27 protein-coding genes are annotated in these 24,573 nt (G+C 70.1%); 12 read left to right on the forward strand and 15 right to left on the reverse strand.

What is annotated here, in order from left to right; translation table 11 throughout:
• The first annotated feature begins 383 nt into the window (after positions 1-383).
• From ABZW11_RS11910 to ABZW11_RS11925, 4 genes are all read left to right on the forward strand, one after another.
• Complete coding sequence (locus ABZW11_RS11910; protein WP_043629845.1) at positions 384-734, forward strand: STAS domain-containing protein; 351 nt, start codon at positions 384-386, stop codon at positions 732-734.
• A 1-nt stretch (position 735) separates the two neighbouring features.
• Positions 736-1,176 carry an ATP-binding protein gene (locus ABZW11_RS11915; protein ID WP_355415393.1) on the forward strand — a complete coding sequence of 147 codons (441 nt, stop codon included), beginning with the start codon at positions 736-738 and terminating at the stop codon, positions 1,174-1,176.
• A 991-nt stretch (positions 1,177-2,167) separates the two neighbouring features.
• Entirely contained in the window at positions 2,168-4,483 is a 2,316-nt protein-coding gene (locus ABZW11_RS11920) for a sodium-translocating pyrophosphatase (protein ID WP_355415395.1), read from the forward strand.
• 229 nt (positions 4,484-4,712) lie between these two features.
• The gene (locus ABZW11_RS11925; protein ID WP_355415396.1) at positions 4,713-5,183 is read left to right on the forward strand and encodes a histidine phosphatase family protein; all 471 of its coding nucleotides are present in this window, start codon (positions 4,713-4,715) and stop codon (positions 5,181-5,183) included.
• Here ABZW11_RS11925 and serB read toward each other — a convergent pair whose 3' ends face one another.
• From serB to ABZW11_RS11945, 4 genes are all read right to left on the reverse strand, one after another.
• Positions 5,184-6,404, reverse strand: a complete 1,221-nt coding sequence (serB, locus tag ABZW11_RS11930) for a phosphoserine phosphatase SerB (RefSeq protein ID WP_355415398.1) — start codon at positions 6,402-6,404, stop codon at positions 5,184-5,186.
• Between the two features lie 79 nt (positions 6,405-6,483).
• On the reverse strand, positions 6,484-7,014 hold the full coding sequence (locus ABZW11_RS11935; protein ID WP_355415400.1) for a hypothetical protein: 531 nt from the start codon (positions 7,012-7,014) through the stop codon (positions 6,484-6,486).
• A 97-nt stretch (positions 7,015-7,111) separates the two neighbouring features.
• Positions 7,112-8,122 (reverse strand): S-adenosylmethionine:tRNA ribosyltransferase-isomerase, encoded by a 1,011-nt coding sequence (locus tag ABZW11_RS11940; protein ID WP_355415402.1) that lies wholly within the window; start codon positions 8,120-8,122, stop codon positions 7,112-7,114.
• Complete coding sequence (locus ABZW11_RS11945) at positions 8,119-8,784, reverse strand: SDR family NAD(P)-dependent oxidoreductase (RefSeq protein WP_355415404.1); 666 nt, start codon at positions 8,782-8,784, stop codon at positions 8,119-8,121. Before ABZW11_RS11945 ends, ABZW11_RS11940 begins: the two co-directional genes overlap by 4 nt.
• Positions 8,785-8,878: 94 nt before the next feature.
• Between ABZW11_RS11945 and ABZW11_RS11950 the strand changes: the two genes are divergently transcribed.
• Entirely contained in the window at positions 8,879-10,009 is a 1,131-nt protein-coding gene (locus tag ABZW11_RS11950; RefSeq protein ID WP_355415406.1) for a GAF domain-containing sensor histidine kinase, read from the forward strand.
• Positions 10,006-10,626 (forward strand): response regulator transcription factor, encoded by a 621-nt coding sequence (locus ABZW11_RS11955; RefSeq protein WP_355415408.1) that lies wholly within the window; start codon positions 10,006-10,008, stop codon positions 10,624-10,626. Before ABZW11_RS11950 ends, ABZW11_RS11955 begins: the two co-directional genes overlap by 4 nt.
• A gap of 1 nt (position 10,627) precedes the next feature.
• On the opposite strand, the gene ABZW11_RS11960 is transcribed toward ABZW11_RS11955, so the two are convergent.
• The gene (locus ABZW11_RS11960) at positions 10,628-11,344 is read right to left on the reverse strand and encodes a hypothetical protein (protein WP_355415410.1); all 717 of its coding nucleotides are present in this window, start codon (positions 11,342-11,344) and stop codon (positions 10,628-10,630) included.
• Between the two features lie 68 nt (positions 11,345-11,412).
• On the opposite strand from ABZW11_RS11960, the gene ABZW11_RS11965 reads away from it, so the two are divergent.
• From ABZW11_RS11965 to ABZW11_RS11980, 4 genes are all read left to right on the forward strand, one after another.
• Complete coding sequence (locus ABZW11_RS11965; protein ID WP_355415412.1) at positions 11,413-12,201, forward strand: ABC transporter ATP-binding protein; 789 nt, start codon at positions 11,413-11,415, stop codon at positions 12,199-12,201.
• Positions 12,202-12,286: 85 nt separating this feature from the next.
• Entirely contained in the window at positions 12,287-13,213 is a 927-nt protein-coding gene (locus ABZW11_RS11970) for an SPFH domain-containing protein (protein ID WP_355415414.1), read from the forward strand.
• Positions 13,214-13,257: 44 nt separating this feature from the next.
• Positions 13,258-14,013 carry a sulfite exporter TauE/SafE family protein gene (locus tag ABZW11_RS11975; RefSeq protein WP_355415416.1) on the forward strand — a complete coding sequence of 252 codons (756 nt, stop codon included), beginning with the start codon at positions 13,258-13,260 and terminating at the stop codon, positions 14,011-14,013.
• A 23-nt stretch (positions 14,014-14,036) separates the two neighbouring features.
• Entirely contained in the window at positions 14,037-14,258 is a 222-nt protein-coding gene (locus ABZW11_RS11980) for a hypothetical protein (protein WP_355415418.1), read from the forward strand.
• On the opposite strand, the gene ABZW11_RS11985 is transcribed toward ABZW11_RS11980, so the two are convergent.
• The 8 genes from ABZW11_RS11985 to ABZW11_RS12020 all read right to left on the reverse strand — a co-directional run bounded on the left by ABZW11_RS11985 (position 14,255) and on the right by ABZW11_RS12020 (position 20,915).
• The gene (locus ABZW11_RS11985; protein WP_355415420.1) at positions 14,255-15,073 is read right to left on the reverse strand and encodes an NAD(P)H-binding protein; all 819 of its coding nucleotides are present in this window, start codon (positions 15,071-15,073) and stop codon (positions 14,255-14,257) included. The two genes, ABZW11_RS11980 and ABZW11_RS11985, sit on opposite strands and share 4 nt — an antisense overlap.
• A 29-nt stretch (positions 15,074-15,102) precedes the next feature.
• Complete coding sequence (locus ABZW11_RS11990) at positions 15,103-15,924, reverse strand: Rieske 2Fe-2S domain-containing protein (RefSeq protein WP_355415422.1); 822 nt, start codon at positions 15,922-15,924, stop codon at positions 15,103-15,105.
• A gap of 120 nt (positions 15,925-16,044) precedes the next feature.
• Entirely contained in the window at positions 16,045-16,656 is a 612-nt protein-coding gene (locus ABZW11_RS11995; protein ID WP_355415424.1) for an HD domain-containing protein, read from the reverse strand.
• 1 nt (position 16,657) lies between these two features.
• Positions 16,658-18,838 carry a molybdopterin-dependent oxidoreductase gene (locus ABZW11_RS12000; RefSeq protein WP_355415426.1) on the reverse strand — a complete coding sequence of 727 codons (2,181 nt, stop codon included), beginning with the start codon at positions 18,836-18,838 and terminating at the stop codon, positions 16,658-16,660.
• A gap of 213 nt (positions 18,839-19,051) precedes the next feature.
• The gene (locus tag ABZW11_RS12005; RefSeq protein ID WP_355415428.1) at positions 19,052-19,414 is read right to left on the reverse strand and encodes a hypothetical protein; all 363 of its coding nucleotides are present in this window, start codon (positions 19,412-19,414) and stop codon (positions 19,052-19,054) included.
• Positions 19,415-19,748: 334 nt separating this feature from the next.
• Positions 19,749-20,396 (reverse strand): hypothetical protein, encoded by a 648-nt coding sequence (locus ABZW11_RS12010; protein WP_355415430.1) that lies wholly within the window; start codon positions 20,394-20,396, stop codon positions 19,749-19,751.
• A complete protein-coding gene (locus tag ABZW11_RS12015; RefSeq protein WP_355415432.1) occupies positions 20,396-20,611 on the reverse strand; it encodes a hypothetical protein in 216 nt (71 codons plus the stop codon). Before ABZW11_RS12015 ends, ABZW11_RS12010 begins: the two co-directional genes overlap by 1 nt.
• Positions 20,612-20,771: 160 nt before the next feature.
• The gene (locus tag ABZW11_RS12020) at positions 20,772-20,915 is read right to left on the reverse strand and encodes a hypothetical protein (protein WP_355415434.1); all 144 of its coding nucleotides are present in this window, start codon (positions 20,913-20,915) and stop codon (positions 20,772-20,774) included.
• 349 nt (positions 20,916-21,264) lie between these two features.
• Between ABZW11_RS12020 and ABZW11_RS12025 the strand changes: the two genes are divergently transcribed.
• Positions 21,265-22,128 carry a helix-turn-helix transcriptional regulator gene (locus tag ABZW11_RS12025; RefSeq protein WP_355415436.1) on the forward strand — a complete coding sequence of 288 codons (864 nt, stop codon included), beginning with the start codon at positions 21,265-21,267 and terminating at the stop codon, positions 22,126-22,128.
• 59 nt (positions 22,129-22,187) lie between these two features.
• Positions 22,188-22,412, forward strand: coding sequence for a DUF397 domain-containing protein (locus ABZW11_RS12030; RefSeq protein ID WP_345394225.1), 225 nt, complete (start codon positions 22,188-22,190; stop codon positions 22,410-22,412).
• A gap of 136 nt (positions 22,413-22,548) precedes the next feature.
• Here ABZW11_RS12030 and ABZW11_RS12035 read toward each other — a convergent pair whose 3' ends face one another.
• Both ABZW11_RS12035 and ABZW11_RS12040 read right to left on the reverse strand, forming a co-directional pair.
• Positions 22,549-23,082 (reverse strand): DUF6082 family protein, encoded by a 534-nt coding sequence (locus tag ABZW11_RS12035; protein WP_355415438.1) that lies wholly within the window; start codon positions 23,080-23,082, stop codon positions 22,549-22,551.
• 40 nt (positions 23,083-23,122) lie between these two features.
• Positions 23,123-24,535, reverse strand: coding sequence for an MFS transporter (locus ABZW11_RS12040; RefSeq protein ID WP_355415440.1), 1,413 nt, complete (start codon positions 24,533-24,535; stop codon positions 23,123-23,125).
• Positions 24,536-24,573 lie beyond the last annotated feature (38 nt).

The following is a 24,573-nucleotide window of genomic DNA, read 5'->3' on the forward strand; positions in this document are numbered from 1 at the left end:
CGGCCTCGTACTGGTGAGGCCAGAGTCCTGTCACCCCGCGGTTCGCCAAGCGCGTAATGAGGACTTCCGGCGTCCACTCCGGCCAGCGCACGTGACCCGCCTGACGTGCAGGAACATGCTCCACATGGGTGATACGCGCGCGACGTGAGGGTACGCCGAGCAGGTGGCGGAGGAGTGATGCCGTCTGTTCTGGGGAGGATCCGGTGGAAGTCACTGTTTCCAGTCTTGCATCCGTGGGCAAAGTCGCCGGGAATCGTGATTTCGTATAGACACAAGCCAGGCGCGTGGTTGAATGCCGCGCGTCAGGGTCGGACAGTCTGGGGCCACGCTCCAGATTGCCAGGCCGGCAAGACTACTTTCGCAGGCGAGGCGCTGGAGGATCTGTGGATCTGAAGTTGGATCACCGCACCGAAGACCGACTCACCATCGTGGAGGTCGAGGGTGAGATCGATGTCTACACGGCGCCGAGATTGCGTGAACTCCTCATCGATCTGGTCAACAAGGGCAACTTCCACCTTCTTGTGAACATGGAGAAGGTCGACTTCCTCGACTCCACGGGCCTCGGGGTCCTGGTCGGGGGGCTCAAGCGAGTTCGCGCGCACGACGGCTCGCTTGAGCTGGTCTGCACCCAGGAGCGCATCCTCAAGATCTTCCGGATCACCGGGCTGACCAAGGTCTTCGGGATCTACGCTTCGGTCGACGAGGCCAAGGAAGCTCACGGCAAAGACAAGTAGCATGGCTACCGTCGAGCTCACGTTCAGCGCTCTCCCCGCACACGTGCGCACCGCACGGCTGGTCGCGACGGCTATCGCGCGCCGCACCGGTGTGGAGGAGTCCCTGCTGGACGAGGTCAGGCTCGCCGTGGGTGAGGCGTGTTCCCGGGCAGTCGAGGCGCATCGAGCGCACTGTCCGGGCGAGCCCATCCGCATCGAGCTACGTGACGATTCGGGGCGTTTCGAGGTCACGGTCAGTGACCTGGCTCCCAGCGAGGAGATCAAGCAAGAGAAGCCGCTGGACCTGGGCATGCTCTCTGACTCGTTCATGTCCAACTTCGGGATCGCGGTCATCGAAGGGTTGGCCGATGATGTCGAGGTGTATCCCAGCCCCAAAGGCACGAATATCCGGATGAGTTGGCCGGCTGCCGTCGGCAGCAACACCAACACCGGGACCATCTGAGCCGCCCTGGTCAGCCCAACCCCACCCGGTCAGGATGAGGCGGCGGGCTTTCAGGCTGTTCCGGTGGCTTCCGGGTGGCTTTCGGGTTGTTCTGGAGATCCGGGGCAGGGGCAGGGGCTGACGTCAGCGGTTCTGCGGCATGAACTCAGGGCTGTCCGCGGCGATTGAGGTTGAGGTGGCTGCGGGCTGAGGTCGAGGTGGTTCGGCCGAGGTCCGTGGCTTTGTGCTGTCGGCAGGGTGGTCTCCGGCTTTCGCGATGGCGGTCGAGGGCTGACGGCGGTCGAGGGCTGATGTGGTCTGCCCAGTGCTGCCGGCGGTCGGAGTCTGAGGGGGAGGGGGAGGCAGTTCGCGCTGAGGGGTGCGTGAGTGAGCGTTCCGGGCGTCAAGGCTGCCCTCCCTGAGGTCGGTGGAAGGCTGCTGAGGGCCTCTCTGTGCCTCCGAGGGGCGATTTGTGCGCATTGGGCGGTAGTTGGGTTGCTCGGGCGTAGGGCAAGGCGGCATCCGCGTCAGGGAGGCCGTCTGAGGGATCGAACGGCGGGTTGTCGTCCTGCGTATCCAGGAGGGGTGGGTTTGGGGCGGCGGGGGTGCGGGGCCAAGTCAAGTGGGTGCAGGAGGGGTGCGGTACGTACGGGGAGGCCCGAAGTCGGTGGGGATGGAGGGGTGCGGTCAAGGGCGGGAAGGCCGTAAGAATCGGGGTTTCGGGCGGTCCGAAATGGTGTCTTGCTGTGACCGTAAAGGCTTGGAAATTTCTGGTGTCAGATCCCAAACCAGGGCACTGTCAGGGGATTACTAGACACTCGCACAATTAGCGACCGCCAGAGCCTTCATATCCACGGACTGCCTGCGTAGACTCCCGGCACCGGCCAAGGTGATCCGGCGGAACGCGGATTCAACCGGAAGCGGCACCCACAACCCGGATGGTGCCGCAACACCCGCCGAGGAAAACTGCAGCACCGCCCGGGCAGGACGACCGGTCTTGCCGAGGAGAACGATGAGCAGGCACATGCTGGCAGCGGAGCCAGCGTCCAATCTGGTTCTGAGCGCAAACAATCTCACCATCGTGATCGTGGTCGCCGCGGTCGCACTGATCGCGCTAGCCGTCGCCGGCGGCCTGGTGCGCGAAGTGCTGTCCGCCGGCCAGGGCACCGAACGAATGCAGAACATCGCGCGCGCCGTACAAGAAGGCGCCGCGGCCTATCTCACGCGTCAGTTCCGCACGTTGGCGATCTTCGTCATCGTGATTCCCTTCCTGCTGCTCCTGCTACCTGGAGAGACGGACGTACGCATCGGACGTTCGATCTTCTTCGTGGTCGGGGCGGTGTTCTCCGCGCTGACCGGGTTCATGGGCATGTGGCTCGCGGTGCGCGGAAATGTGCGCGTCGCCGCCGCCGCCAAGGACGCCGGTGAGAAGCGGGCGATGCGCATCGCGTTCCGTACCGGCGGTGTGGCCGGCATGTTCACGGTGGGCCTCGGCCTGCTGGGCGCGGCGGTCGTGGTCTTCATCTACCAGGGCAACGCGCCGGGTGTGCTCGAAGGCTTCGGCTTCGGCGCGGCGCTGCTGGCGATGTTCATGCGAGTCGGCGGCGGCATCTTCACCAAGGCCGCCGACGTGGGCGCCGACCTGGTCGGCAAGGTCGAGCAGGGCATTCCTGAGGACGACCCGCGCAACGCCGCGACCATCGCCGACAACGTGGGCGACAACGTCGGCGACTGCGCCGGCATGGCGGCCGACCTGTTCGAGTCGTACGCGGTCATGCTGGTCGCGAGCCTCATCCTGGGCCGGGTGGCGTTCGGCGAGGAGGGGCTGATCTTCCCCCTCATCGTCCCGATGATCGGTGTGATCACCGCGATCATCGGCATCTTCGTCACCGGCATGCGCGACCGCGACCGCAACGGCATGGCGGCGATCAACCGCAGCTTCTTCATCTCCGCCGCCATCTCGGCGGTGCTCGTGGCGGCGGCCGCGTTCTGGTACCTGCCGAGCAGCTTCTCCGGCCTGACCGGCTCCACCGTGCAGTCCGACGCCGACCCGCGGCTCATCGCCATCGGCGCGGTGCTGATCGGTCTGGTGCTGGCCAGCGCGATCCAGCTGCTCACCGGCTACTTCACCGAGACCAACCGCCGCCCGGTCAGGGAGATCGGCGAGAGCTCGGCCACCGGCCCCGCCACCGTCATCCTGGCGGGCATCAGCGTCGGTCTCGAGTCGGCGGTGTACTCCGCGCTGATCATCGGCGGCGCCGTCTACGGCGCGTTCCTGCTCGGGTTCGGGAACGTGACGATCGCGCTGTTCGCGGTGGCGCTCGCCGGCACCGGTCTGCTGACCACGGTCGGCGTCATCGTCTCCATGGACACCTTCGGCCCGGTCTCCGACAACGCGCAGGGCATCGCGGAGATGTCAGGCGACGTCGAGGGCGAGGGCGCGCGGGTGCTGACCAGCCTCGACGCGGTCGGCAACACCACGAAGGCGATCACCAAGGGCATCGCCATCGCGACGGCGGTGCTGGCGGCGACGGCGCTGTTCGGCGCGTTCCGTACGGCGGTGGAGACCGAGCTGGCCGCCGCCACGGCGTCGGTCAAGGACGCGCTCGGCACGTTCTCGTCCTTCAGCCTCAGCATCGACCAGCCGAACGTGCTGGTCGGTCTGATCATCGGCGCCGCGGTGGTGTTCCTGTTCTCCGGGCTTGCCATCATGGCGGTCGGCCGGGCCGCGATGCGGGTGGTCTTCGAGGTACGCGACCAGTTCCGCAACAAGCCCGGCATCATGGACGGCACCGAGAAGCCCGAGTACGGCCGCGTCGTGGACATCTGCACCCGCGACTCGCTGCGCGAGCTGGCCACGCCCGGTCTGCTGGCGGTCATGACGCCGATCGCGGTGGGGTTCGCACTGGGGTACGCGTCGCTCGGCGCCTTCCTCGCCGGCGCCATCGCGTGCGGCACGCTGATGGCCGTCTTCCTCGCCAACTCCGGTGGCGCCTGGGACAACGCCAAGAAGCTCGTCGAGGACGGTCACCACGGCGGCAAGGGCTCCGAGGCGCACGCCGCCACGGTCATCGGTGACACCGTCGGTGACCCGTTCAAGGACACCGCGGGCCCGGCCATCAACCCGCTGATCAAGGTGATGAACCTGGTGGCGCTGCTGGTGGCGCCGGCCGTGGTGCTGTACGCGGGCAACCCGGCCCTGCGGATCGGCATCACCGTGGTCGCGGTGGCGGTCGTGGTGGGCGCGATCATCGTGTCCAAGCGGCGGTCGGTGGCCATCGAGCCGGCGAACAACAACAACCGCGAGCACGAGCCTGTGGCCTCGTAGTTCGTTGAGCGTGTGAGACGCCCGTCCCCGCAGGTGGGGGCGGGCGTCCTTGTGTGTGAAGGGGAAGGTGGGGGTGGCGGCTGGGGGGTTGGGTGGGAAACTGGGCGCGTGAACGATGACAAGCAGCAGCCCAGCGGCGGCAGGACCCTGGGCATGATCCTGCTGGCCATGGTCGCCATCCTCGCCGTGATCGTGGGGCTCGCGGTCTGGGCGTCGAGGGGATGAGCGCGTGCGTACGTTGATCGTGCTGCGGCACGCCAAGGCCGCCTCCGTACCGGGCCTGGCCGACTGGGAGCGCCCGCTGACGGATCAGGGCGAGCAGGACGCCAAGCGGGCGGGCGAGGAGATCAGGGCGGCGGGGCTGGTCCCCGACGTGGTCCTGTGCTCACCGGCGGCCAGGACGCGGCGCACCGCCGAGCTGGCCTTCCCCGGCGTGGAGGTCAGCTACGAGCGGGACATCTACGAGGCGTACCCGGACGAGTTGCTGGAGCTCCTGCGCCGCGCCGGCTCCGAGGCGGGCACGCTGGCACTGTGCGGGCACAACCCGGGCGTCCACGAGCTGGCTTTGGGGCTGGCGGGCGGCGACTACGGGTTCAGGCCGGGGTCGTTCGCGGCGATCGCGGTGGAGCCGCCCTGGGAGCAGCTGTCACCGGGCGAGGGCCGCCTGATCAACCGCTGGGCCCCGGACAAAGGGCACTGATCAGAGGACCGGCAGGACGGCGTCCTCGGCGTCGGCGGCCTCCACCTCGTCGCGGGAGATGCCCAGCAGGTAGAGGATCGAGTCGAGGTACGGCGTGTTGACGGCCGTGTCGGCCGCCTGGCGGACGACCGGCTTGGCGTTGAACGCGATGCCGAGCCCGGCCGCCGCGATCATGTCGAGGTCGTTGGCGCCGTCGCCGATGGCCACGGTCTGGGAGATCGGCAGGCCGGCCTCCCGGGCGAAGCGTTCGAGCGCCCGCGCCTTGCCCGGCCGGTCGACGATCTCGCCGACGACGCGCCCGGTGAGCCTGCCGTCGACGACCTCCAGGACGTTCGCGGCGGAGTAGTCGATGCCGAGCTCGTCGACCAGCGCGTCGGTGATCTGGGTGAAGCCGCCGCTGACGATGGCGAAGCGGTAGTCGAGCCGCTTGAGCGTGCGGACCAGCGTGCGGGCGCCGGGGGTCAGCACGACCTCCTTGCGCACCTGCTCGAACACCTCGGCGGGCAGCCCTTCGAGCAGCGCGACGCGCCGCTTGAGCGACTCGGCGAAGTCGAGCTCGCCGCGCATGGCCTCCTCGGTGACGCGGGCGACCTCGTCGAGGCAGCCGGCGTGGGCGGCCAGCAGCTCGATGACCTCGCCCTGGATGAGGGTGGAGTCGACGTCCATGACGATGAGCCGCTTGGCCCTGCGGGACAGGCCGGTGCGCTGGACGGCGACGTCGACCTCCTGCTGCGCGGCCTCGGCGGCGAGCTCGACGCGCAGGGCGGCGGGGTCGGCGCCGGAGACCGACAGCTCGATGCAGGTGACGGGCCACTGGGCGAGGCGTTCGATGCGGTCGATGTTGGCGCCGGCGGCGGCGATGCGGCCGGCGATGCCCGCCATGGCGGCCGGCGAGAGGGTGGCGCCGAGCACGCTGACCGACAGGCGGCCGCGGCGGCGCTGCTCCTTGGCCTGGGAGCCGGTGGACAGCTCCACCTCCATGCCGAGGTCTTCGGCGACGCGCTCGACGGCGGTCCACATGGCGCCGAGGGTGGTGCCGGTGCCGGTGGACGGCCCGCCCGCGTACGCGACGAGCACGCCGAGCGTCAGGCGGCCTCGGATGACGACCTGCTCGATGTCGGCCACCGTCACGGGGAACTTCGACAGGACGGAGAAGAGCCGGGAGGTGACGCCGGGGCGGTCGGGGCCGGTGAGCGTGATCAGGAGGGTGCGCTGGTCCACATTCAGTCACGGTACTGCGCCCGATCCGGTGCTCGCGCAGCAGGTCGCGCATTCGGGGTCGGGCGCAGTAGGGACGGGGTCAGCGAGCGATCTTGGTCTTGACCGTCTTCGCGTAGCCGTGGACGGGGACGCCGAGCCGGTCGAGCTCCTCCTTGCTCATGTTCTCCATGCCCGTCTGGACGTCATAGGAGACGATGCCGAGCCTGGCGGTCTGGGTGCCCTTGGCCTTCTTGGTGAGCTTGACGTCGAAGATCATGGCGATGCTCTCGCCCTTCTCGACGACCTTCGGCACGAAGCAGTACAGCGCCCGGCCGTCGAGCCCGCACTCCGTGCCCTTGACGCTGGAGCGGTAGTAGACCTTCTTCAGGTCGACGCCCTTGGGGAACTCGCCGCCCAGGAAGTAGTAGTCGGCGTAGTGGGGGCCCTTGTTGCGGGCGACGACGGTGTAGGAGATCTTCCCGCCGGGCTTGACCTTCTTCGGCGCCTTGACCTGCACGTCGAAGACGGAGAACGGGTCGTCCTGGGCGGTGGCGGAAGCGGGGGTGGCGGAAAGCAGCAGGGCGCCCGCCGCTAATGCGACCGTCGCGACCTTGGGCAGAGAGTCAGGCATACAAACGTCTCCGTCGTGGGTGGAAAACGGGGACGCGACACACTAAGCCCCCGTAAATGTCGGCTTTTCCTATCACGTGGGCAAACCGGGGTAAAGCTCATTTCTGCAGAATCAGGTGCGTGTCGCCGAACTCGTGCCACAGATAACTCTCCCGCAACGCCTCCTCGTACGCCCGCGCCAGGGCCCCCTCGCCCGCGATCGCGGTCAGCATCATCAGGTGGCTCGACCGCGGCTCGTGCAGCCCGGTGATCAACCCGGAGACGGCCCGTACGCCACTCTCCGGCGTCACCACGTGCCCGGTCCACCCCCGGGAGGCGGAGACCACTCCGGCGGCGTCGGCGGCGGTCTCCAGCGCCCGTACGACGGTCGTGCCCGCCGCCACCACCCGGCCGCCGTTCCGCCTGGTCAGGTTCACCAGGTCGGCCGTGGACGCGGGCACCTCGTACCGTTCGGCGTAGGGCGGCTCGTCCTTCTCCGGCGAGGCCACCCCCGTGTGCAGTGTGATCGGCGCGATGCCGATGCCCCGCGACACCAGCGCCGTGACCAGCGCGTGGGTGAACGGCCGCGCCGCACTCGGCATCTCCGCGCTGCCCGGCACGGTCGCGAACACCGTCTGGTACGCCTCGATCGGCCAGTCGCGCTCCACGTACGAATAGCGGATCGGCACCCCGTGCACCCGCAGGTACGCCTCCACGTCCCGGTCGAGCATGGCCCGCCACAGCCGCGGCGTCTCGCGCCCGAGCAGCCGCAGCGTGGCGTGTCCCGGCATGGGCAGCCACTCGCCCGGCTCGCCCCCCGGGTAAGGCTCGCTCGCCTTGGAGGTGCGCCGGCGCAGCTCGACCAGCCACGTGCCGTCCTGCCGCGCGGTGGAGAAGTGCACGGCCAGCCGGTCGAGGCGGACGGCGGCGGGCAGCGTCGCGGAGTTGTTGACCACGATGAGGTCGCCGGGGTCCAGCAGGGAGGGCAGGTCGTGGAAGCGGTGGTGTGACGGGTCGCGGTCGCCGCGCGAGACGAGCAGGCGTACCCCGTCCCTGGCCGTGCCGCGCGCCTCGGGCGGTTCGTGGGCGGACAGTCCAGGCGGCAGCGAGAAGTCCAGCGCGGCGGTCATTGCAGGCTCACCTTGCCGCTCGCGGGGCGGGCGCTGACCAGGTCGTACAGCGCCCCCGCCACCTTGGCGGGGTCGGCGGCGCCCGCGGCCTCGTCGGCGCCGACGGCGTCGGCCAGCATGCGGGTGTTCATCTCGCCTGGATCGACCCACCACACGCGCAGGTCGGGCTCCTCGGCGGCCAGCACGTTCGACAGCTGCTCCAGCGCGGCCTTGGTGGCGCCGTAGCCGCCCCAGCCCTCGTACGCGCCGGTGGCGGCGTCGGAGGTGACGTTCACGATCGAGCCGCCGCCGCCGCCGGCGGCGCGCAGCGCGGGCAGCGTGGCCTGGATGAGCGCGAGCGGCGCGGTGACGTTCGTCTCCAGCAGCCCTCTGAACGCCTCCAGCGGGTAGTCCGCGAGGTGCGGAAGCGGCGTCACGCCGAGGTCGCCGGCGTTGTTGACCAGCAGGTCCAGCGAGGGCGTCGCGGCGGCGAGGCGGGCCACGTGCGCGGGGTCGGTCACGTCGCCGGGGATCGCGGTCGCGCCCAGCTCGGCGGCGGCCCCGTCGAGGTCGTCGGCGCCGCGCGCGGTGAGGACGAGGCGCCAGCCCGCCGCGCCGAGCGCCCTGGCCAGGGCCAGGCCGAGACCTCGTGAAGCTCCGGTGATGAGTGCGGTGTTCGTCATGACACCGACGCTAGGAACGGACGGCCGCGCGGACATCGGGCCGAGGACCGGCCGGTGCCTGGGCACTTCGTCCTAGGACCATAGAGTGGGTCGCGTGCCCTCCGACGTGCCTTCCGACCGAGACGAGATTCTGCAGGCGGTGAGCTCGGCCGTGCTCGCGGTCACCCGCCACCTGTCGGTGCGCGAGGTGTTGCAGGTCATCGTACGCTCGGCGCAGCGCCTGCTCGACGCCCGCTACGCCGCGCTCGGCGTGCCCGACGACGACGGCTCGTTCGCCGAGTTCGTCGCCGAGGGCCTGACCGACAAGCAGTGGGACGCGATCGGCCCGCTGCCCCGCCAGCACGGCATGCTCGGCGCGATGCTGCGCGAAGGCGCTCCGGTCAGGCTGCCCGACCTGCGTAAGGACGAGCGGTTCGAGTGGTGGCCGAAGGCCCACCCGGTGATGAAGGACTTCCTCGGGGTGCCGATCCGCGACGGCGACCGGGTGCTCGGCATCATCTTCCTGGCCAACAAGCGGCGCGGCGGCGGGTTCACCGAGGCCGACCAGGAGCTGCTCACGCTGTTCGCCGCGCACGCGGCCATCGCGCTGACCAACGCCAGGCTTTATGAGCACAGCCGCGAGCTGGCCATGCTGGAGGAGCGCAACCGCATGGCGAGGGAGCTGCACGACGCGGTCAGCCAGAAGCTGTTCTCGCTACGGCTGTCCGCGCAGGCCGCCGGCGCCCTGCTGGACAAGGACACCGGCAAGGCCGCCGCCGAGCTCGACCGGGTGCAGCGGCTGGCCGGTGAGGCCATCTCCGAGCTGCGCGCGGTCATCGTCGAGCTGCGGCCGGCCGAGCTCGACCGCCACGGCCTGACGGAGACGCTGCGCAAGCACGTGCGCCTGCTCGACCGGCTGCACCCGCCCCTGGTGGCGTTCGAGTGCGGCGAGCTGCCGGCGCTGGCGCCCGAGACCGAGGTGGCGGTGCTGCGGGTGGCCCAGGAGGCGCTGCACAACGCGCTGCGGCACTCGGGGGCGGCGAACGTGCGGATGCGGCTGGCGTACGAGGACGGCAGGCTGGTGCTGGGCGTGCACGACGACGGCAAGGGCTTCGATCCGGCGGACCCGCAGCGCGGGCTCGGCCTGGTGTCGATGCGTGACAGGGCCGAGTCCGTCGGAGGCGTCATGACCGTCGCGTCGGCCCCCGGTGAGGGGACGACCGTGCGCATGGAGGTGAGCGCGTGATCCGGGTGCTGATCGCCGACGACCATCCGGTGGTTCGGCAGGGGCTGCGCACGTTCCTCGACCTCCAGGACGACATCACGGTCGTCGGCGAGGCGGGCGACGGCGCGCAGGCCGTCGAGCTGGTCGGCGAGCTTTCGCCCGACGTGCTGCTGCTCGACCTGAAGATGCCGGTGCTCGACGGGCTTGGCGCGCTCGAACGGCTGACCGGCACGCCCACCCGCGTGGTCGTGCTGACCTCGGTGAGCGACCCGGCCGACGTCGGCCCCGCGATGCGGGCGGGCGCGGCCGGCTTCCTTTACAAGGACGTCGATCCGCAGGCGCTCGTCCAGGCCGTCCGCGCGGTGCACGGCGGCCAGGTGCTGCTCGCGCCGGAGGCGGCCGGGGCGATGCTGGCCGCGCCGGGCGACGGCCAGGCGCCGGGGCCCGTGCCGCTGACCGAGCGCGAGCGTGAGGTGCTGGCGCTCATCGCCGCGGGCCGGTCCAACAGGGAGATCGCGCGCAGCCTGGCCGTGGCGGAGAAGACCGTGAAGACCCACGTCTCGAACGTGCTGATGAAGCTGGGCGTCCAGGACCGCACCCAGGCGGCGCTCTACGCCGTCCGCCACGGGCTGGGCTGAGCTACTGGTGGCGTACGGGCTCGAAGATCGCGTGGTGGGCGGCGACCAGCGCGCGGCGCACGGCGCGGTCGAGCTCGCGCAGCGCGCTCTCGCGTACGGCGACCTGCCCGGTGGTGAGCCCGCGCGAGTCGGCCAGGCTCAGCACGGCGGCCAGTCGCGTGGCGAGGGTGGAGACCCGGTGGGCGCGCCCCGGGTAGCCGGGCGCCAGCTCGCCGCCGCGCACGGGACGGCCCGGCCGGTCGCCCACGGGGCCGTCGACCGAGGTGAGGGCCTCGGTGGCGGCGCGCATCGCGTCGGACAGGTCACGCTCCGCCTCGGCCAGCGAGGGCAGGTCATGGCGTACGGGGCCGGCGTCGTGCACGTCGAACCGCACGCCGACGTACGACGACCCGCGCCGGTCGAGCGAGGGCACCAGGCCGAGGTTGCGGTCGGCGAGCACCGCGATGACGGCCTGACCGGCGTCGACCGCGGCCGAGTTGAACGAGGGAGGGCCCGAAAGCCCGAGCGGGTCGCCCGGCGCGGGCAGCGCGAGCCGCAACTCGCGCAGGCCGTCGGAGCGCAGGTTCGCGAGATGCTTTCGCAGCGGCAGCTCGCCCACGACGGCGGGCCCGCCTGCGGCTTCTACGTGGTCAGCCGCCTCGTCGAGGCCAACGTGACCGGACAGCCACGCGTTGCCCCAGGCGACCAGGGATGGGCAGACAGTCGATTCAGGGCGCACCGGTCCACGATAAGCGCTCGCCCTGCAATAGGTTTGTCCCGAGGGTGACTCCTAAGGAGGTATCGGGGATGGGTGGTCAGGTGCTGCGGCTCCAGGACGTCGCCGTCAGGCGCGACGGAGCGGCCCTGCTGCGCGGCATCGACTGGACGGTCAACGAGGACGAGCGGTGGGTCGTCATCGGGCCCAACGGCGCGGGCAAGACGACCTTGCTGCAGGTCGCCGCCACGCTGCTCTATCCGAGTGAGGGCCTGGTCGAGGTGCTGGGCGAGCGGCTGGGGCAGGCCGACGTGTTCGATCTTCGGCCGCGCATCGGCCTGGCGAGCGCCGCGCTGGCCGAGCGCATCCCGCCGGAGGAGAAGGTCATCGACCTCGTGCTGACGGCCTCCTACGCGATCGTGGGCCGCTGGACGGAGGAGTACGACTCCAACGACGTGACCAGGGCCGTCGAGCTGATCGACATGATGGGCGCCGCCCACCTGATCAGGCGCAGGTTCGGCACGCTGTCCGAGGGCGAGCGCAAGCGCGTGCAGATCGCCCGCGCGCTCATGCCCGACCCCGAGATGCTGCTGCTCGACGAGCCTGCCGCGGGCCTCGACCTGGGCGGCAGGGAAGACCTCGTGCGCCGGCTCTCGCTGCTCGCCGGCGACTACCGCTCGCCGACGCTGGTGCTGGTGACGCACCACGTGGAGGAGGTGCCCGCGGGGTTCACCCACGGGCTGCTGCTGCGGCACGGCTCCGTGGTGGCGCAGGGGCCGCTGGAGCACGTGATGACGGCCGAGAACCTGTCGCAGACGTTCGGGGTGCCGCTGTCCCTGGAGCGCAGCGCGGAGGGCCGCTGGTACGCCAGAGCCCACTGATCACCGTTTCGTTCGGTAAGGGACGGGCCAAGCGAAGGGCGAATAGGATCTACGGAGTCGGTTCCCTCGGCTTCGGAGCGTCGCCATGTCCGTCGAGCAGCTCGTCGTCGCCATCGTCGTGGTCGCGGCGGTCGGCTTCGGAGTGGCCCGTACGATCCGCATCATCCCGCAGGCCACGGCCGCCATCATCGAGCGGCTCGGCCGCTACCACCGCACGCTCTCGCCGGGGCTCAACCTGGTGGTGCCGTTCATCGACCGGGTGAAGGACATGATCGACCTGCGCGAGCAGGTGGTCTCGTTCCCGCCGCAGCCGGTGATCACCTCCGACAACCTCGTGGTGTCCATCGACACCGTCATCTACTTCCAGGTCACCAATCCCAAGGCGGCCACGTACGAGATCGCGAACTTCCTCGTCGGCGTCGAGCAGCTCACGGTCACCACGCTGCGCAACGTCGTCGGCGGCATGGACCTCGAGCGCACGCTGACCTCGCGCGAGGACATCAACACCGCGCTGCGCGGCGTGCTGGACGACGCGACCGGCAAGTGGGGCATCAGGGTCAACCGGGTCGAGCTCAAGGCCATCGACCCGCCCGTCTCCATCCAGGACTCGATGGAGAAGCAGATGCGCGCCGACCGCGACAAGCGGGCCGCCGTGCTGACCGCCGAGGGGCAGCGCCAGGCGGCGATCCTGGCCGCCGAGGGCGAGAAGCAGGCGGCGGTGCTGCGGGCGCGCGGCGAGGCGGAGGCGGCGGTGCTGCGCGCGCAGGCCGAGGCCGAGGCGCAGGCGATGCGGGCCAAGGGGCAGGCCGACGCGATCGGCATGGTGTTCAGGGCCATCCATGAGGGCAACCCGAACCAGCAGCTGCTCGCCTACCAATATCTCCAGACCCTCCCCGAGATCGCCAAAGGCGACGCCAATAAAATCTGGATCGTCCCATCCGAAATGGGAAAGGTCCTGGAAAGCCTGGGCGGCCTCTTCACCACACCCCCCAAGGGCCCGGACACCCGGTGAACGTTCTGACCGGGAGCAAGTGACGGCGGTCTCGGGAGGAACGCGTGACGGGGTGGGAACTGGCCGTCGTCTGCGGCGTCGGCGTGATCGCCGGTGCCATCAACGCCGTGGTGGGGTCGGGCTCGCTGATCACGTTCCCTACGCTGGTGGCGCTCGGCGTCGATCCCGTCGTGGCGAACGTCTCCAACACCGTCGGCCTGGTGCCCGGCTCCTTCACCGCCGCGTACGGCTACCGCGCCGAGCTGCGCGGCCAGCGTGACCGCCTGCTGCGGCTGGGCATGGCCTCGGCCCTGGGCGCGCTGATCGGCGGCATCCTGCTGCTGTTCCTCGATCCCGCCGTCTTCGAGGTCGTGGTCGTGGCGCTGATCGCGCTGGCCTGCGTCCTGGTCATGGTGCAGCCGCGGCTCAACACGTGGATGGCCGCCCGCCGCGACCGGCCGCACCCGCACGGCGGCCCCATGCTGTGGCTGGGCGTGCTGGGCGCGGGCATCTACGGCGGCTACTTCGGCGCGGCGCAGGGCGTGCTGCTGATCGGGCTGCTCGGCATCTTCCTCGACGACGGCCTGCAGCGCGTCAACGCGGCCAAGAACGTGCTCGCGCTGCTGGTCAACGGGGTGGCCGCGGTGCTGTTCCTGTTCGTGGCCGACGTCGACTGGCAGGCGGCGGCCGGGGTGGCGCTTGGCGCGATCGTGGGGGGCTTCGCAGGCGCCCGGCTGGGCCGGCGCATCCCGGCGCCGATCCTGCGGGGGGTCATCGTCTGCGTCGGCATTGTCGCGATTATCGTACTGGTGTACGGATAAGTCGGGATGGGTATGACTTGGTCATGAAAGGTGACCGGGTGGAGATCGTCATCGACGCGGGTGGGTCATCGCCGCGCACCTACGAGATCACGGCCACCCGCGCCGGCCGGCGGGTCGAGGTGGCCACCCGGCGCGGGCTCGTCGAGGTGAGCGAGGTCACCAGGAGCGGCACGCCGGTGCGTACCGCGAGATTCATGTCCAGCCGCATTCTCGCCCTGGTCGAGCACCCCGCCGACGAGGCCTAACGGAAGTCCGCCGCGTGGTCCTCGGCCCACTGCCTGAACGTCAGGGCAGGGCGGCCGAGCAGCCGCTGCACGGTGTCGACGGCCCCCTCGGGCGCGGCCACGAAGGAGCCCCAGGTCGTCAGCGCCTGCTCCACGAACGCCGGCTCGCCCCAGGCGGCCAGCAGCTGCTCGCGGGCCTCCTCGATCGGCTGCTCCTCCCAGCGCACCTCGCGGCCGACCACCTCGCCGATCGTGCGGACCTGCTCGATCTGGGTCAGCTCGGCGGGCCCGGTCAGGTGATACGCGGCGCCGTTGTGCCCGGCAGAGGTGAGCGCGTGCACGGCCACGGCCGCGATGTCCTTCTCGTGGATGAGAGCCCGCGACGCCTCCCCGTACGGCCAGCGCACCACGCCCTGCTTGATCTGCTCCGCCCAGCCCAGTGTGTTGACCGCGAAGCCGCCGGGCCGCAGGAACGTCCAGTTGAGCGGGGAGCGCCGGATCAGCCGCTCGATCGCGGCGTAGTGCGTGCCATCGGTGCCCGGCACGTTCGCCGACAGGTAGACCACCCGCCGCGCGTGCCGGGCGACGACCTCCACCACCTCCTCCGCGTTGCCCACGGAGAAGCCGGGCCAGAGCAGGAAGACGCTCTCCACGTCCTTCAGCGCGGGCTCCAGGCTCTCGGGGGCCGTCAGGTCTCCCTGAACGGCCTCGACGCCCGCCGGCGCCCGCTCGGGCCGCCTCGCGAACGCGCGTACGTCCAGCCCCGCCTCGGCGAGCCGGGACACCACATGACTGCCGACATGGCCGGTCCCGCCGGTCACCAGAATCTTTCCCATGCCGACGACCGTAGGACCTCAACCAAACTTCAGGTCAACCCAGGACGCACCTGGACGGTTCCGTCCCTCCTGATCCGCGTCTCGAACACCGGCGCGGGAGCCGTCGCGGGACCGTGCTTGACCGAGCCGTCCGACAGCCGGAACGTGCTGCTGTGCCATGGGCACACCACGCACGCCTCGCCGTCCTGCATGACCAGGCGGCCCTGGTGCAGCGGGCCCGCCAGGTGCGGGCAGCGGTCGCCGAGCACGGTGACGCCCTCGCCCTGGCGCAGCACGAAGAGCTGGATGTAGCCGAGCCGCCGCGCGACAGGCCGGCCCTCCGGCAGGTCCTTGATCGGGCACAGGTCGTGCCAGCCCAGCGGCACCAGGTGCGTCACCTGCGGTGCGTGGTTGGCGCCCGCCGCCTGCCGGTGCGCGAGATGCCCGCCGAGGTACGCCCCGAGCCCGCCGACGGCGAGCCCCGCGTACGACAGCATCCGTCCCGGCCGCTCGCGCCCGCGCAGCCGGGCCAGCAGGGACGCGCTGAACAGCCCGAGCGCGGCCGTGTTGGCCAGCATGTGGACGAACCCCACCCGCTGCTGCTCCCGATGCAGCATCGACCAGTCGGTCACCCCGGACGCCGCCGTGGGCAGCGCGTTGACGATGCCGGTGGCCAGCAGCAGGCGGGAGGCCCTGGGGTCGGCGTCCGCGAGGTCCAGCACGGCGGTGGAGAGCCAGCAGCCCAGGCTCACCGTGGCCAGCGACGGGTGCACGGGCTCGCCCAGCGGCACGCCGTGCAGCATGTCGCGCAGCCTGCCCTGGCGCAGCCGCCGGCGTACGACCTTGGCGAGCGCCCTGATCGGCCGGTCCATGCCTTTCGACTTCTCGAGCCGATCGGCTAGCGCCACCGGCCCGGCGAAACCCCGCAACTGCCGACGCTTCGCACGTACTGTCTCTTTCACGACAAGTCCCCTACCCCGGCCATGTGGGGATCACTCGGACAGGTGTCCCCTGGCCACGGAGAGTTCGACCAGCTCCAGGGCGTACGCGCCGAGCGAGGGCGAGCCCTCCTCGATGATCCGCACCTTCTCCCTGACCTGTCCCGCCGTCACTTTGAACAGCGGCCAGGTGCCGCCCTCGGTGTGGTGATTGGCCAAGATCGGGGCGAGCCGGTCGAGCGCCTTGGCGAACCGCGCCTCCGGCGTCTTGCGCTCCTCGAACTCGTCCCACAGCTCCCGCAGCCACGCCCCCTGCTCGGCGGGCAGCAGGCCGAAGATGCGGTCGGCGGCGGCCCGCTCGGCCTCCGCCTGCGCGGCCACCTCCACCGGGTCGTAGATGAACGTGTCGCCCGCGTCGATCTCCACCAGGTCGTGCACCAGCAGCATGGCGACGACCCGTTGCAGGTCCGTTCCGGGTGGGGCGTGCTCGCCGAGGACCATCGCCAGCGTGCCCACGTACCAGGAGTGCTCGGCGGTGTTCTCCCGTCGCGAGCCGTCGATGAGATGGTTGCGGCGGATGATCCGCTTCAACTTGTCGATCTCGATGGCGAAGGCGATCTGGGCGTTCAGGCGGTCCTCTTCTGGCACGATAGTCACGCGCGACACCCTAATGTGCGGTGATCACCCCGGTTGGTGAAATCGTGACCGGAACTCCGTTGAACACTGCGTTACCACTTGGTGCATCGATCGCCGTTTCGTCCGTGAGCGCGTTGGCGCTGACGCCCGCGTGCCCCGCCGCCACGCGCTGCGCGCTCCCCGCGTGTCCCCAGCCGTGCGGCAAGCTGACCACGCCGGGCATGATCGTGTCGGTCGGCTCCAGCGCCACCGTGACCTCGCCCTTCGCCGAACGCACCACCGCCTCGCCGGCCAGCCCGAGCCGGGCCACGTCCTCGGGGTGGATCTGCAGCGTGCACGTGTTGCTGCCGCCCACCAGCGGCTCGACGTTGTGCATCCAGCTGTTGTTGGAGCGCAGGTGGCGCCGCCCGATGAGGACGATCTCCGCCGGCTCGTCCGCGAGCCCGGCGCGCAGCCGCTCGACGTCCTCGATCAGCCGCGGGGGAGCCAGCTCGACCAGCCCGGACGCCGTCCGCAGCACCTCGTCCAGCCGGGGCTGCAGCGGGCCCAGGTCCAGGCCGTGCGGGTTGTCCCGCAGCTTGCGCAGCGACAGGTCGCCCTTTCCCGACCACTCGCCGTACGGGCCGAGCCGCAGCATCATGTCCAGCCGCCGCTCCGTGCCCGTCTCGCCGTCCAGCAGCGCGCGCAGCTCCGCCACGTCCCGCCCCTCGACGCCGGAGCCGGGCGTCTCCGTCGCCTTACGCAGCGTCTCGTCGATCACGTACGCGTCCAGATCCCCTTCGAGCCCCGAGGCGATGCCCGCCAGCCTGGCCAGGATCTCCGCCTCTGACGGCCGCCCGTCCAGCGGCAGCAGCGGCGGCGAGTACCGCGCGTAGTTACGCACCGCGAAGCCGGTCAGCGCGAAGTCGTAGTGTCCCGCCTGCAGGATGCGCGGCGGCGGCAGGATGACGTTCGCGTGCCTGGTGGTCTCGTTCAGGTACGGATCCACGCTCACCATGAAGTCGAGCCGCTCGAACGCCCTGTCCAGCCGGGCCCCGTTGGGCGCCGACAGCACGGGGTTGCCGGCGATCGTCAGCAGGAACCTGACCTGCCCCTCGCCCGGCGTCTCGATCTCGTCGGCCAGCGTGGCCACCGGCAGCTCGCCGTTCGCCTCCGGCAGCCCGCGCACCCGGCTGCGCCAGCGCCCCACCTGGTACGGCCGGCGCCGCCCCGGCGGCTCCGTCGCGGCCTTGGGGAACATCACGCCGCCCGGCCTGTCGAGGTTGCCGGTCAGCACGTTGAGCACGTCGACCAGCCACTGGGCCAGCGTGCCGAACTCGGCCGTGCAGGTGCCGATCCTGGCGTACACGGCCGCCCGCGGCGCCGCCGCCAGCTCCCTGGCCAGCCGGGTCACCACCTCGGCGGGCACGCCCGTCCTGCGCGCCACCGCCTCGGGCGGGAAGTGCTTGGCCGCCTCGCGCACCTCGGCCGGCCCGTTCACCTCGTGCCGCAGGCTGACCAGGTCCTCGGCGAACAACGTGTGCACGATGCCGAACAGCAGGTACGCGTCCGTGCCCGGCCTGACGAACACGTGCTCGTCGGCCAGCGCCGCGGTCCGCGTACGGCGGGGGTCCACCACGACCAGCCGGCCGCCGCGCCGCCGCAGGGCCTTGAGCCGGCCAGGGAAGTCGGGCGCGGTGCACAGCGAGCCGTTGGACTCCAGCGGGTTGGCGCCCAGCATCAGCAGGTAGCCGGTCCTGTCCAGGTCGGGCACCGGGATCGTCATCGGATGGCCGAACATCAGCCCGGCCGCCACGTGCTTCGGCATCTGGTCGGCGGTGCTGGCGGAGAAGACGTTGCGGGTGCCGAGCGACTTGATGAGCGGGGTGGCGTACAGGGCGCCCGCCATGGTGTGGGCGCTGGGGTTGCCCAGGTAGACGGCCACCTCGCGGCGGTCTGCCACGCGCTCCAGGCCCGCCCGTACGGCGGCGAACGCCTCGTCCCAGCTCACCTCGCGCCACCGGTCGCCCTCCCTGATGAGGGGCGCGCTCAGCCGGTCGGGGTCCTCGTCGAGCCGGCCGAGGCTGGCTCCCTTCGGGCAGATGAACCCCTTGCTGAACGGGTCGTCCTTGTCGCCGCGCACGCCGGTCACGTGACCGGTCGCGTCAAGGGTGAGCGTCAGGCCGCAGACGGCTTCGCAGAGGGGACAGGTCCGGTGCACGGTCGACGTCATCGTCACTCCTGAGTTCGCCAGATGAACTCATCTTCGCGCGGACCGCGCGCATGGGGAAGCCCCGGAGCCCCCGGGTCTCCGGGGCCTCGCCCCCGGGGACCCGGGGGCTCCCTCGGCCAGGAGCGAAGTGATCAGGATGACTGACGATCGTCGTCGGGCCTGCACAGGCCGGCCCCCGCCCGTTCGACGGCGGGGGCCGGTGATGATGGTCTGTCAGTCAGCGCAGATGGCGAAGACGCTGATGCCGACGTCGTTGTAGCCGATCTGGCGGCCGAGGCCGATCCAGCCGCGTCCGTCGTCGGTGGGGAACGACCCCACCAGGATGGCGGCGTTGCCGCGGGCTTCGGCTCCGCCGCCGAGGACACGCTTGGAGCCCGGGCAGTAGAGCGTGCGGCGCTGGAAGTTGGGGACGTTCGCGTTGGGCAGAGTGACGAGTTGGTAGCCAGGGGGCAGCGCGGCGTGGCGGGTGGCCGCCGCGACGGGGGCGGGTGCTTGAAGGGTGACGACGGTGGCCGTTACGCAGGCTGCCGTAGCGAGAGCGGCGATGGGAAGGAGCAGGGACTTCTTGAACCGCATGGTCTCTCCTTGTCCTATTCCCTGACAGGCACGAGGTCCGAGCAACACGCGGCCGGCCGGCGTATGCGTGTTGCGAGGACAGGTGGCCAGGGAGAAGAGGGCTGACACGAGGAGTATCTGCTCCGTCGCACTCCGTGTCCATACATGATGTGTGTTCGAGTAGGTCGCCCGACGGATCACCGGCCCCGATCCTCTGATCCCGTTGACCGGCATATCGCCGCCGCGGAGGCCGGCCGCGGTCTCATCGTCCTGTCCCAGGTAGATGGGGAAGCCCCGGAGCCCCCGCGGTCTCCGGGGCTTCGCCCCCCAGGGAATGTCCCGGTTCCCTAGGTCTTCACGCCGCCCTCGGCAGCGCCACCTCGGTGCGCAGATCAGGCGGCTCCTCGAGGTCGGGCCGCAGGGCGACCCAGGAGCGGCGGCCGTGCAGGCGGTCCAGGCCGGGGGAGGCCGCGCCGGGCGCCTCGTCCCTGCGCACGATCTCCACGATGAGGAAATGGCTGCGGGTACGGTGCCGGTAGACGTTCACGCCGCGGGCCCAGCAGGCCGCGGCGATCTCCTCGGCGTACGCCTCGAACTCCTCGGCGCTGATGCCCGCCCTGACCATGATCAGGGCCTTCTCGCCGGTCGCCGTCGGCGTGATCCAGAGCACCAGCGGGATCCGTCCCGCCCGGGTGTGCATGGTCGTCTCCATGCACACCCGGTGCAGGCGGTGGCGGGAGAACACGCACCAGAAGTGCGCGGCGACCCAGCTGCGGCCCCGCCTGGTGGCGGCCGGCACCGACACGGCGCTGGTCAGCAGGACGACCGGCACCCACTGGCCGTCTCTGGTCGCGCCCAGGAGCGCGAGCACGAACAGCGTCGCGGCGGCGAGCAGCAGCAGCTCGGCCCTGGCCCGCCACAGCCGGACCAGCGGGCCGCCCCCGTGCGCGGCCGGGAGGTCCTCGTAGGCGGGGTAGATCTGGTTACGCGGGTTCCTCGCCATCAGGACACCTGCTCGGTCACCTTGCGTGGGAGGCGGAGCTGGTCGAAGCGCGGGTCGCGGTAGCGACGGGAGCCGAAGCCCGTCCTGGTGACCGTCCAGCCCATCCGGAACGCGAACTCGTCGGGCTCTACGCAGATCTCGTAGTCCGCCGAGGCGACGAGGTCCTGAATCCAGGACTTGATTCGGCTGAGTCCCTTGGTACCTTGTGAGTACATAGAAGACCCCTTTCGCGGCATTTTAGAGGTGGCTTCTTGGCCGGTCCGACGGCTGATGACCGGTTTCGCCGCAGGGTGGCAGCCCTTAATGCGGCGTACTGGTGGTCAGCCTCGGCCCGGCTTTTTTCGTGCTCGAACGAGCGAATGCGCGCTACGCGCTTCAGGCGATGGCGAAGTCCTTCCGGCAAGTGGCCTCCCTGGGGAAGATGTTCGTTTCCGGGACGGCGACGTTGCCGGGGACGCGCCCGCCGTGCGAGCGCGTGATCACGGGCGAGGGTCCCGATGCGTACGGCCGTGTCGTCATGTCCGGCCTCCTCGCCTCTTCGAGAACCCTCCTGGTTCTGATCGTCCCCCTCGGTCTGCGATGCTGCAATACCAGGAGCAAGGGAAGATTTAATTTTCTTCGCTGGTTGCCCTGCAACTTGCACGAGAACTGTCACCATCGGCGTGCGGGGAGGAAGATGTATGCCCGGCTCCGGCGCACTCGCGAAGTTTGTCCTTGCCCCAACGCTCTCCCCGTGAAAGCCTTCTGGCAAGGCTGTGCGGCACTACACATGCAACTTGCAGTGTAAGATTGGGCGAACGGCCCAAAAAGCCGGGCTCCAAACGGTCCCTTCCGGCTACACCTTCATTCCCGAGAAGGAGTGTGGACGGTGCCATCGCAGCAGGGCAGTCCAACAGTACGGCGACTCCGGTTGGGCCAGGAGCTCCGCCTCCTCCGCGAGCGCCGCAAGCTCACCGGCGCCAGAGCGGCCAGAGACCTCGGCTGGAGTGCCAGCAAGGTCAGCCGCATCGAAGCCGCCAAGACCATGCCCAGCACCGAAGACATCAAGGCCCTGGCCAAGCTGTACCGCCTGGACGGGGACAAACTCGATGAGCTTTTCGGCCTGTTGCGCGACGCGGAGCAGCGGGGTTGGTGGGAAGATTACGAGGACGCCCTCCCGGAGGAGTACACGACATTCCTCGGGCTGGAGGCGGAGGCGACATTCCAGCGCGACTGGGAACCCCAGGTCGTGCCTGGCCTGCTACAGACCGAGGACTACGCCAGAGAAGTGATCCTGGCGACCCGGGGTATCGCCCGCATCACGCACAGCGGTGTCAGGAGCCGGGTCGAAGCCCGGCTCGACAGGCAGGAACGCGTGCTGCACAGGCCCGATCCCTGCGCGCTCACCGTGGTGCTCGACGAGTCAGCCCTGACGCGCCGCTTCGGTGAGCCCTCGGTCATGCGTGAGCAGATGGAACATCTCCTGGAGATGTCCGTCCTGCCGCACGTGAGCGTCCATGTCCTGCCACTGGATGCACTTCATCCGGTTAACACGGGTGCGTTTATTCACCTGAAGTTTTCCGCTTTCGACGATGTTGTGTATCTGGAACAGTTGTATACTGCTCACTTCGTCGACGACCTCGAACGGGTAGCTGGATACGAAATGGCCTTCGAGCACATCAAGTCGGAGGCCTTGGATGAGGACGAGTCGCGCGTTCTCATCCAGCGTAAAGCCATGCTCTGGCGTCGATAGCGACGACGGAAAAACCTCAGTAAGGGGCAACGGTGCCCCTTTACGCATTTGGGGAGAAAATGTACAACCACCTAAAGACGGCAGCCTGGCGGAAGAGCACCTTCTGCAACGGCGCGGCGACGTGCGTCGAGGTTGCCCCTCTGGCCGACGGGAACGTCGCGCTGCGGGACAGCAAGGAGCAGGACGGTCCCGTCCTGGTCTTCACGCCGGAGGAGTGGGCCGCCTTCACCGCCGGGGTGCGCAGCGGCGAGTTCGACCTTGCCACGCCCGTAGGCAGGGGATAAGTGAACGGCCCTGGCAGCCATCGGAGACGCAGGGCCGTTCGTGCGGAGGCATGGCAGTGCCTCCCGGCTTTCCGGCTCTCCCCACAGGTCGAGCAGAGAAGACGTGCTCATCATGGCACACCAGCCGCCAATTTGATCAACCTCCGGCGCGCCGTTTCCTGACCCGGCTCAGCCAGGAGATTCCCGCCACGGCGACCGCCGCCGCAGCAGCCACGTGCAGCGCGGCAGGCCGACCGGATCGAACCGCGGGAACCACGGCATCGGGAGGCGGCGCGGGCCGTTCCTCCAGGCTCCGGCGATGGGCCAGATCGAGCGCCGCCACGAACCGCACGGCCCGCCGGCTCTTCGCCATGGCCCGGCGGTGCTCACGAGTGCGCACCCAGAACCGCCGGCCGGCCTCCGTGCTGAAGATGTCGGCCTGCGCATATTTCACGAGGACCGGCTCCGGCATGTCGCCGACGTTGAAAAGCATCTCCCAGTAGGAGAGCACCAGATTGAGATAAAGGTGCGTCGCCGGATCGAGCCCGCTGTCCACCCTGCCCAAAGCATTGTGCAGTGCAGGATTTTCGATCTGCAGCTGCATGAGCTGGAAATGATGCGATCGAGAGGCGTCCTCACGCGCAGATCGCATTTCCCTGGCCTGCAGGAAAAGGAAATCCCGCCGTGTCATGAGAGCGGCCCGCGTCCGTGGAAGGACGCGGGCTCGCACATCAGGAGGGGATCGGCTTCGGGCGGCGGACGAGGAAGAGGGAGCTGAGGCCGGCCAGTACGGCGAGGGCGGCCATGGCGGCGGCCGTGGTCATGGAGGCCGTGGATGAGGAGGCGGCGTCCAGGGAGATGAACAGGGTGCCGATGGCGGCGACTCCGATGACCTGGCCGATCTGCATCACCGTGAGGAGGGCGCCGCTGGCGTCCGCCGCGTATGCGCCGTCCACCTGTTCTGTGGCCATGTTGGTCACCGCGACCTGCACGCCCAGGCCGGCGCCGACGAGGGCGCCCATCAGGGCGTACAGGAAGCCGCCTCCTGCGGCGAGGCCGAGGCCGATGTACGCGGGGGCGGCCAGGACGTAGCCGAACGGCACCAGCGGGCGCTGCAGGCGCAGCGGCAGGCGGGGCCAGGCGAGGCCGACCAGGCCGAAGGTCAGCGCGCACGGCACCAGCATCATGCCGGAGGCGAGCGGCGTCATGTGCAGGTCGCCTTGCAGGTGCAGGGCGGAGGTGAACAGGAACGCGCCCCAGGTGGCCGGGCCGAACAGCAGCACGGCGAGGCCGGGACGCATGCCCGGCGCGCGCAGCACCCTGGCGTCCACCAGCGGGCGCCCGCCACGACCTGTCACCCAGCGCTCGACGCGGACGAACACCGCGAACATCACCACGCTCAGCCCCATCGAGATCCAGCCCCACAACGGCCAGCCCAGGTCGCGGCCGAGCACCAGCGGCACCACGAACAGCAGCACGGCCGCCGACAGCGTCACCAGGCCCAAGGGGTCGAGCCCGCCCCGCCCGCCGCCGTGGTCGGCGGGCAGCAGGCGGGCGCCGGCGACCAGCAGCAGCAGCGCGACCGGCACCACCACCAGGAACACGACCCGCCAGCCCAGGCCGAGGCCCAGCAGGATGCCGCCGAGCGCCTGGCCGGCCACGATGCCGCCGCTGATCATCAGGGACCACAGGCCGATCGCCCGGCCTCTGGCCGCGCCCTGGAAGTTGCGCTGGATCAAGGTCAGCACCTGAGGCATCATCATCGCGGCTCCGGCGCCCTGCAGCAGACGGGCCGCCACCAGCCAGCCCGTCGTGGGCGCGAGACCGGCGGCGAGCGTGGTCACGGTGAAGGCCGCCAATCCGCCCAGAAACGCTCGGCGGTAGCCGAACAGGTCGCCGATCCTGGCTCCGGTGATCAACAGGACGGCATAGACGATGGTGTAACCAGCAATGATCATCTGCAGCCCGGCGCCCGACGAGTGCAGGTCGGACTCGATGGTCGGGGTGGCCACGTTGACGATGTTGACGTTCAGGATGGCCAGGAACTGCCCCACGAGGATCGTCGCCAGGAGCAGCCCGCCGGTCTTGGGGCTCTCCTGTGAGGTGGTGCCCACAGGGGAGGGAACAGCGGTGGTTTGGGACATGATGAGAAGTCTGCCGCGGCCCCAGTACCAGTAACGAG

Origin of the sequence: Nonomuraea sp. NPDC004580 (genome assembly GCF_040609855.1) — a bacterium.
Taxonomy (GTDB): Bacteria; Actinomycetota; Actinomycetes; order Streptosporangiales; family Streptosporangiaceae; genus Nonomuraea; species Nonomuraea salmonea.

Excerpts from the sequence above, each read along its gene's own strand:
- ABZW11_RS11965 (WP_355415412.1), top strand. The coding sequence starts at position 11,413 with ATGGGTGGTCAGGTGCTGCGGCTCCAGGACGTCGCCGTCAGGCGCGAC.
- ABZW11_RS11970 (WP_355415414.1), top strand. The coding sequence starts at position 12,287 with ATGTCCGTCGAGCAGCTCGTCGTCGCCATCGTCGTGGTCGCGGCGGTC.
- ABZW11_RS11990 (WP_355415422.1), bottom strand. The coding sequence starts at position 15,924 with ATGGACCGGCCGATCAGGGCGCTCGCCAAGGTCGTACGCCGGCGGCTG.
- ABZW11_RS12030 (WP_345394225.1), top strand. The coding sequence starts at position 22,188 with ATGTACAACCACCTAAAGACGGCAGCCTGGCGGAAGAGCACCTTCTGC.
- ABZW11_RS11945 (WP_355415404.1), bottom strand. The coding sequence starts at position 8,784 with ATGACGAACACCGCACTCATCACCGGAGCTTCACGAGGTCTCGGCCTG.
- ABZW11_RS12000 (WP_355415426.1), bottom strand. The coding sequence starts at position 18,838 with ATGACGTCGACCGTGCACCGGACCTGTCCCCTCTGCGAAGCCGTCTGC.
- ABZW11_RS11915 (WP_355415393.1), top strand. The coding sequence starts at position 736 with ATGGCTACCGTCGAGCTCACGTTCAGCGCTCTCCCCGCACACGTGCGC.
- ABZW11_RS11980 (WP_355415418.1), top strand. The coding sequence starts at position 14,037 with ATGAAAGGTGACCGGGTGGAGATCGTCATCGACGCGGGTGGGTCATCG.
- ABZW11_RS12035 (WP_355415438.1), bottom strand. The coding sequence starts at position 23,082 with ATGACACGGCGGGATTTCCTTTTCCTGCAGGCCAGGGAAATGCGATCT.
- ABZW11_RS12020 (WP_355415434.1), bottom strand. The coding sequence starts at position 20,915 with ATGACGACACGGCCGTACGCATCGGGACCCTCGCCCGTGATCACGCGC.
- ABZW11_RS11985 (WP_355415420.1), bottom strand. The coding sequence starts at position 15,073 with ATGGGAAAGATTCTGGTGACCGGCGGGACCGGCCATGTCGGCAGTCAT.
- ABZW11_RS11935 (WP_355415400.1), bottom strand. The coding sequence starts at position 7,014 with ATGCCTGACTCTCTGCCCAAGGTCGCGACGGTCGCATTAGCGGCGGGC.
- ABZW11_RS12040 (WP_355415440.1), bottom strand. The coding sequence starts at position 24,535 with ATGTCCCAAACCACCGCTGTTCCCTCCCCTGTGGGCACCACCTCACAG.
- ABZW11_RS12010 (WP_355415430.1), bottom strand. The coding sequence starts at position 20,396 with ATGGCGAGGAACCCGCGTAACCAGATCTACCCCGCCTACGAGGACCTC.
- ABZW11_RS12015 (WP_355415432.1), bottom strand. The coding sequence starts at position 20,611 with ATGTACTCACAAGGTACCAAGGGACTCAGCCGAATCAAGTCCTGGATT.
- ABZW11_RS12005 (WP_355415428.1), bottom strand. The coding sequence starts at position 19,414 with ATGCGGTTCAAGAAGTCCCTGCTCCTTCCCATCGCCGCTCTCGCTACG.
- ABZW11_RS11920 (WP_355415395.1), top strand. The coding sequence starts at position 2,168 with ATGAGCAGGCACATGCTGGCAGCGGAGCCAGCGTCCAATCTGGTTCTG.
- ABZW11_RS11940 (WP_355415402.1), bottom strand. The coding sequence starts at position 8,122 with ATGACCGCCGCGCTGGACTTCTCGCTGCCGCCTGGACTGTCCGCCCAC.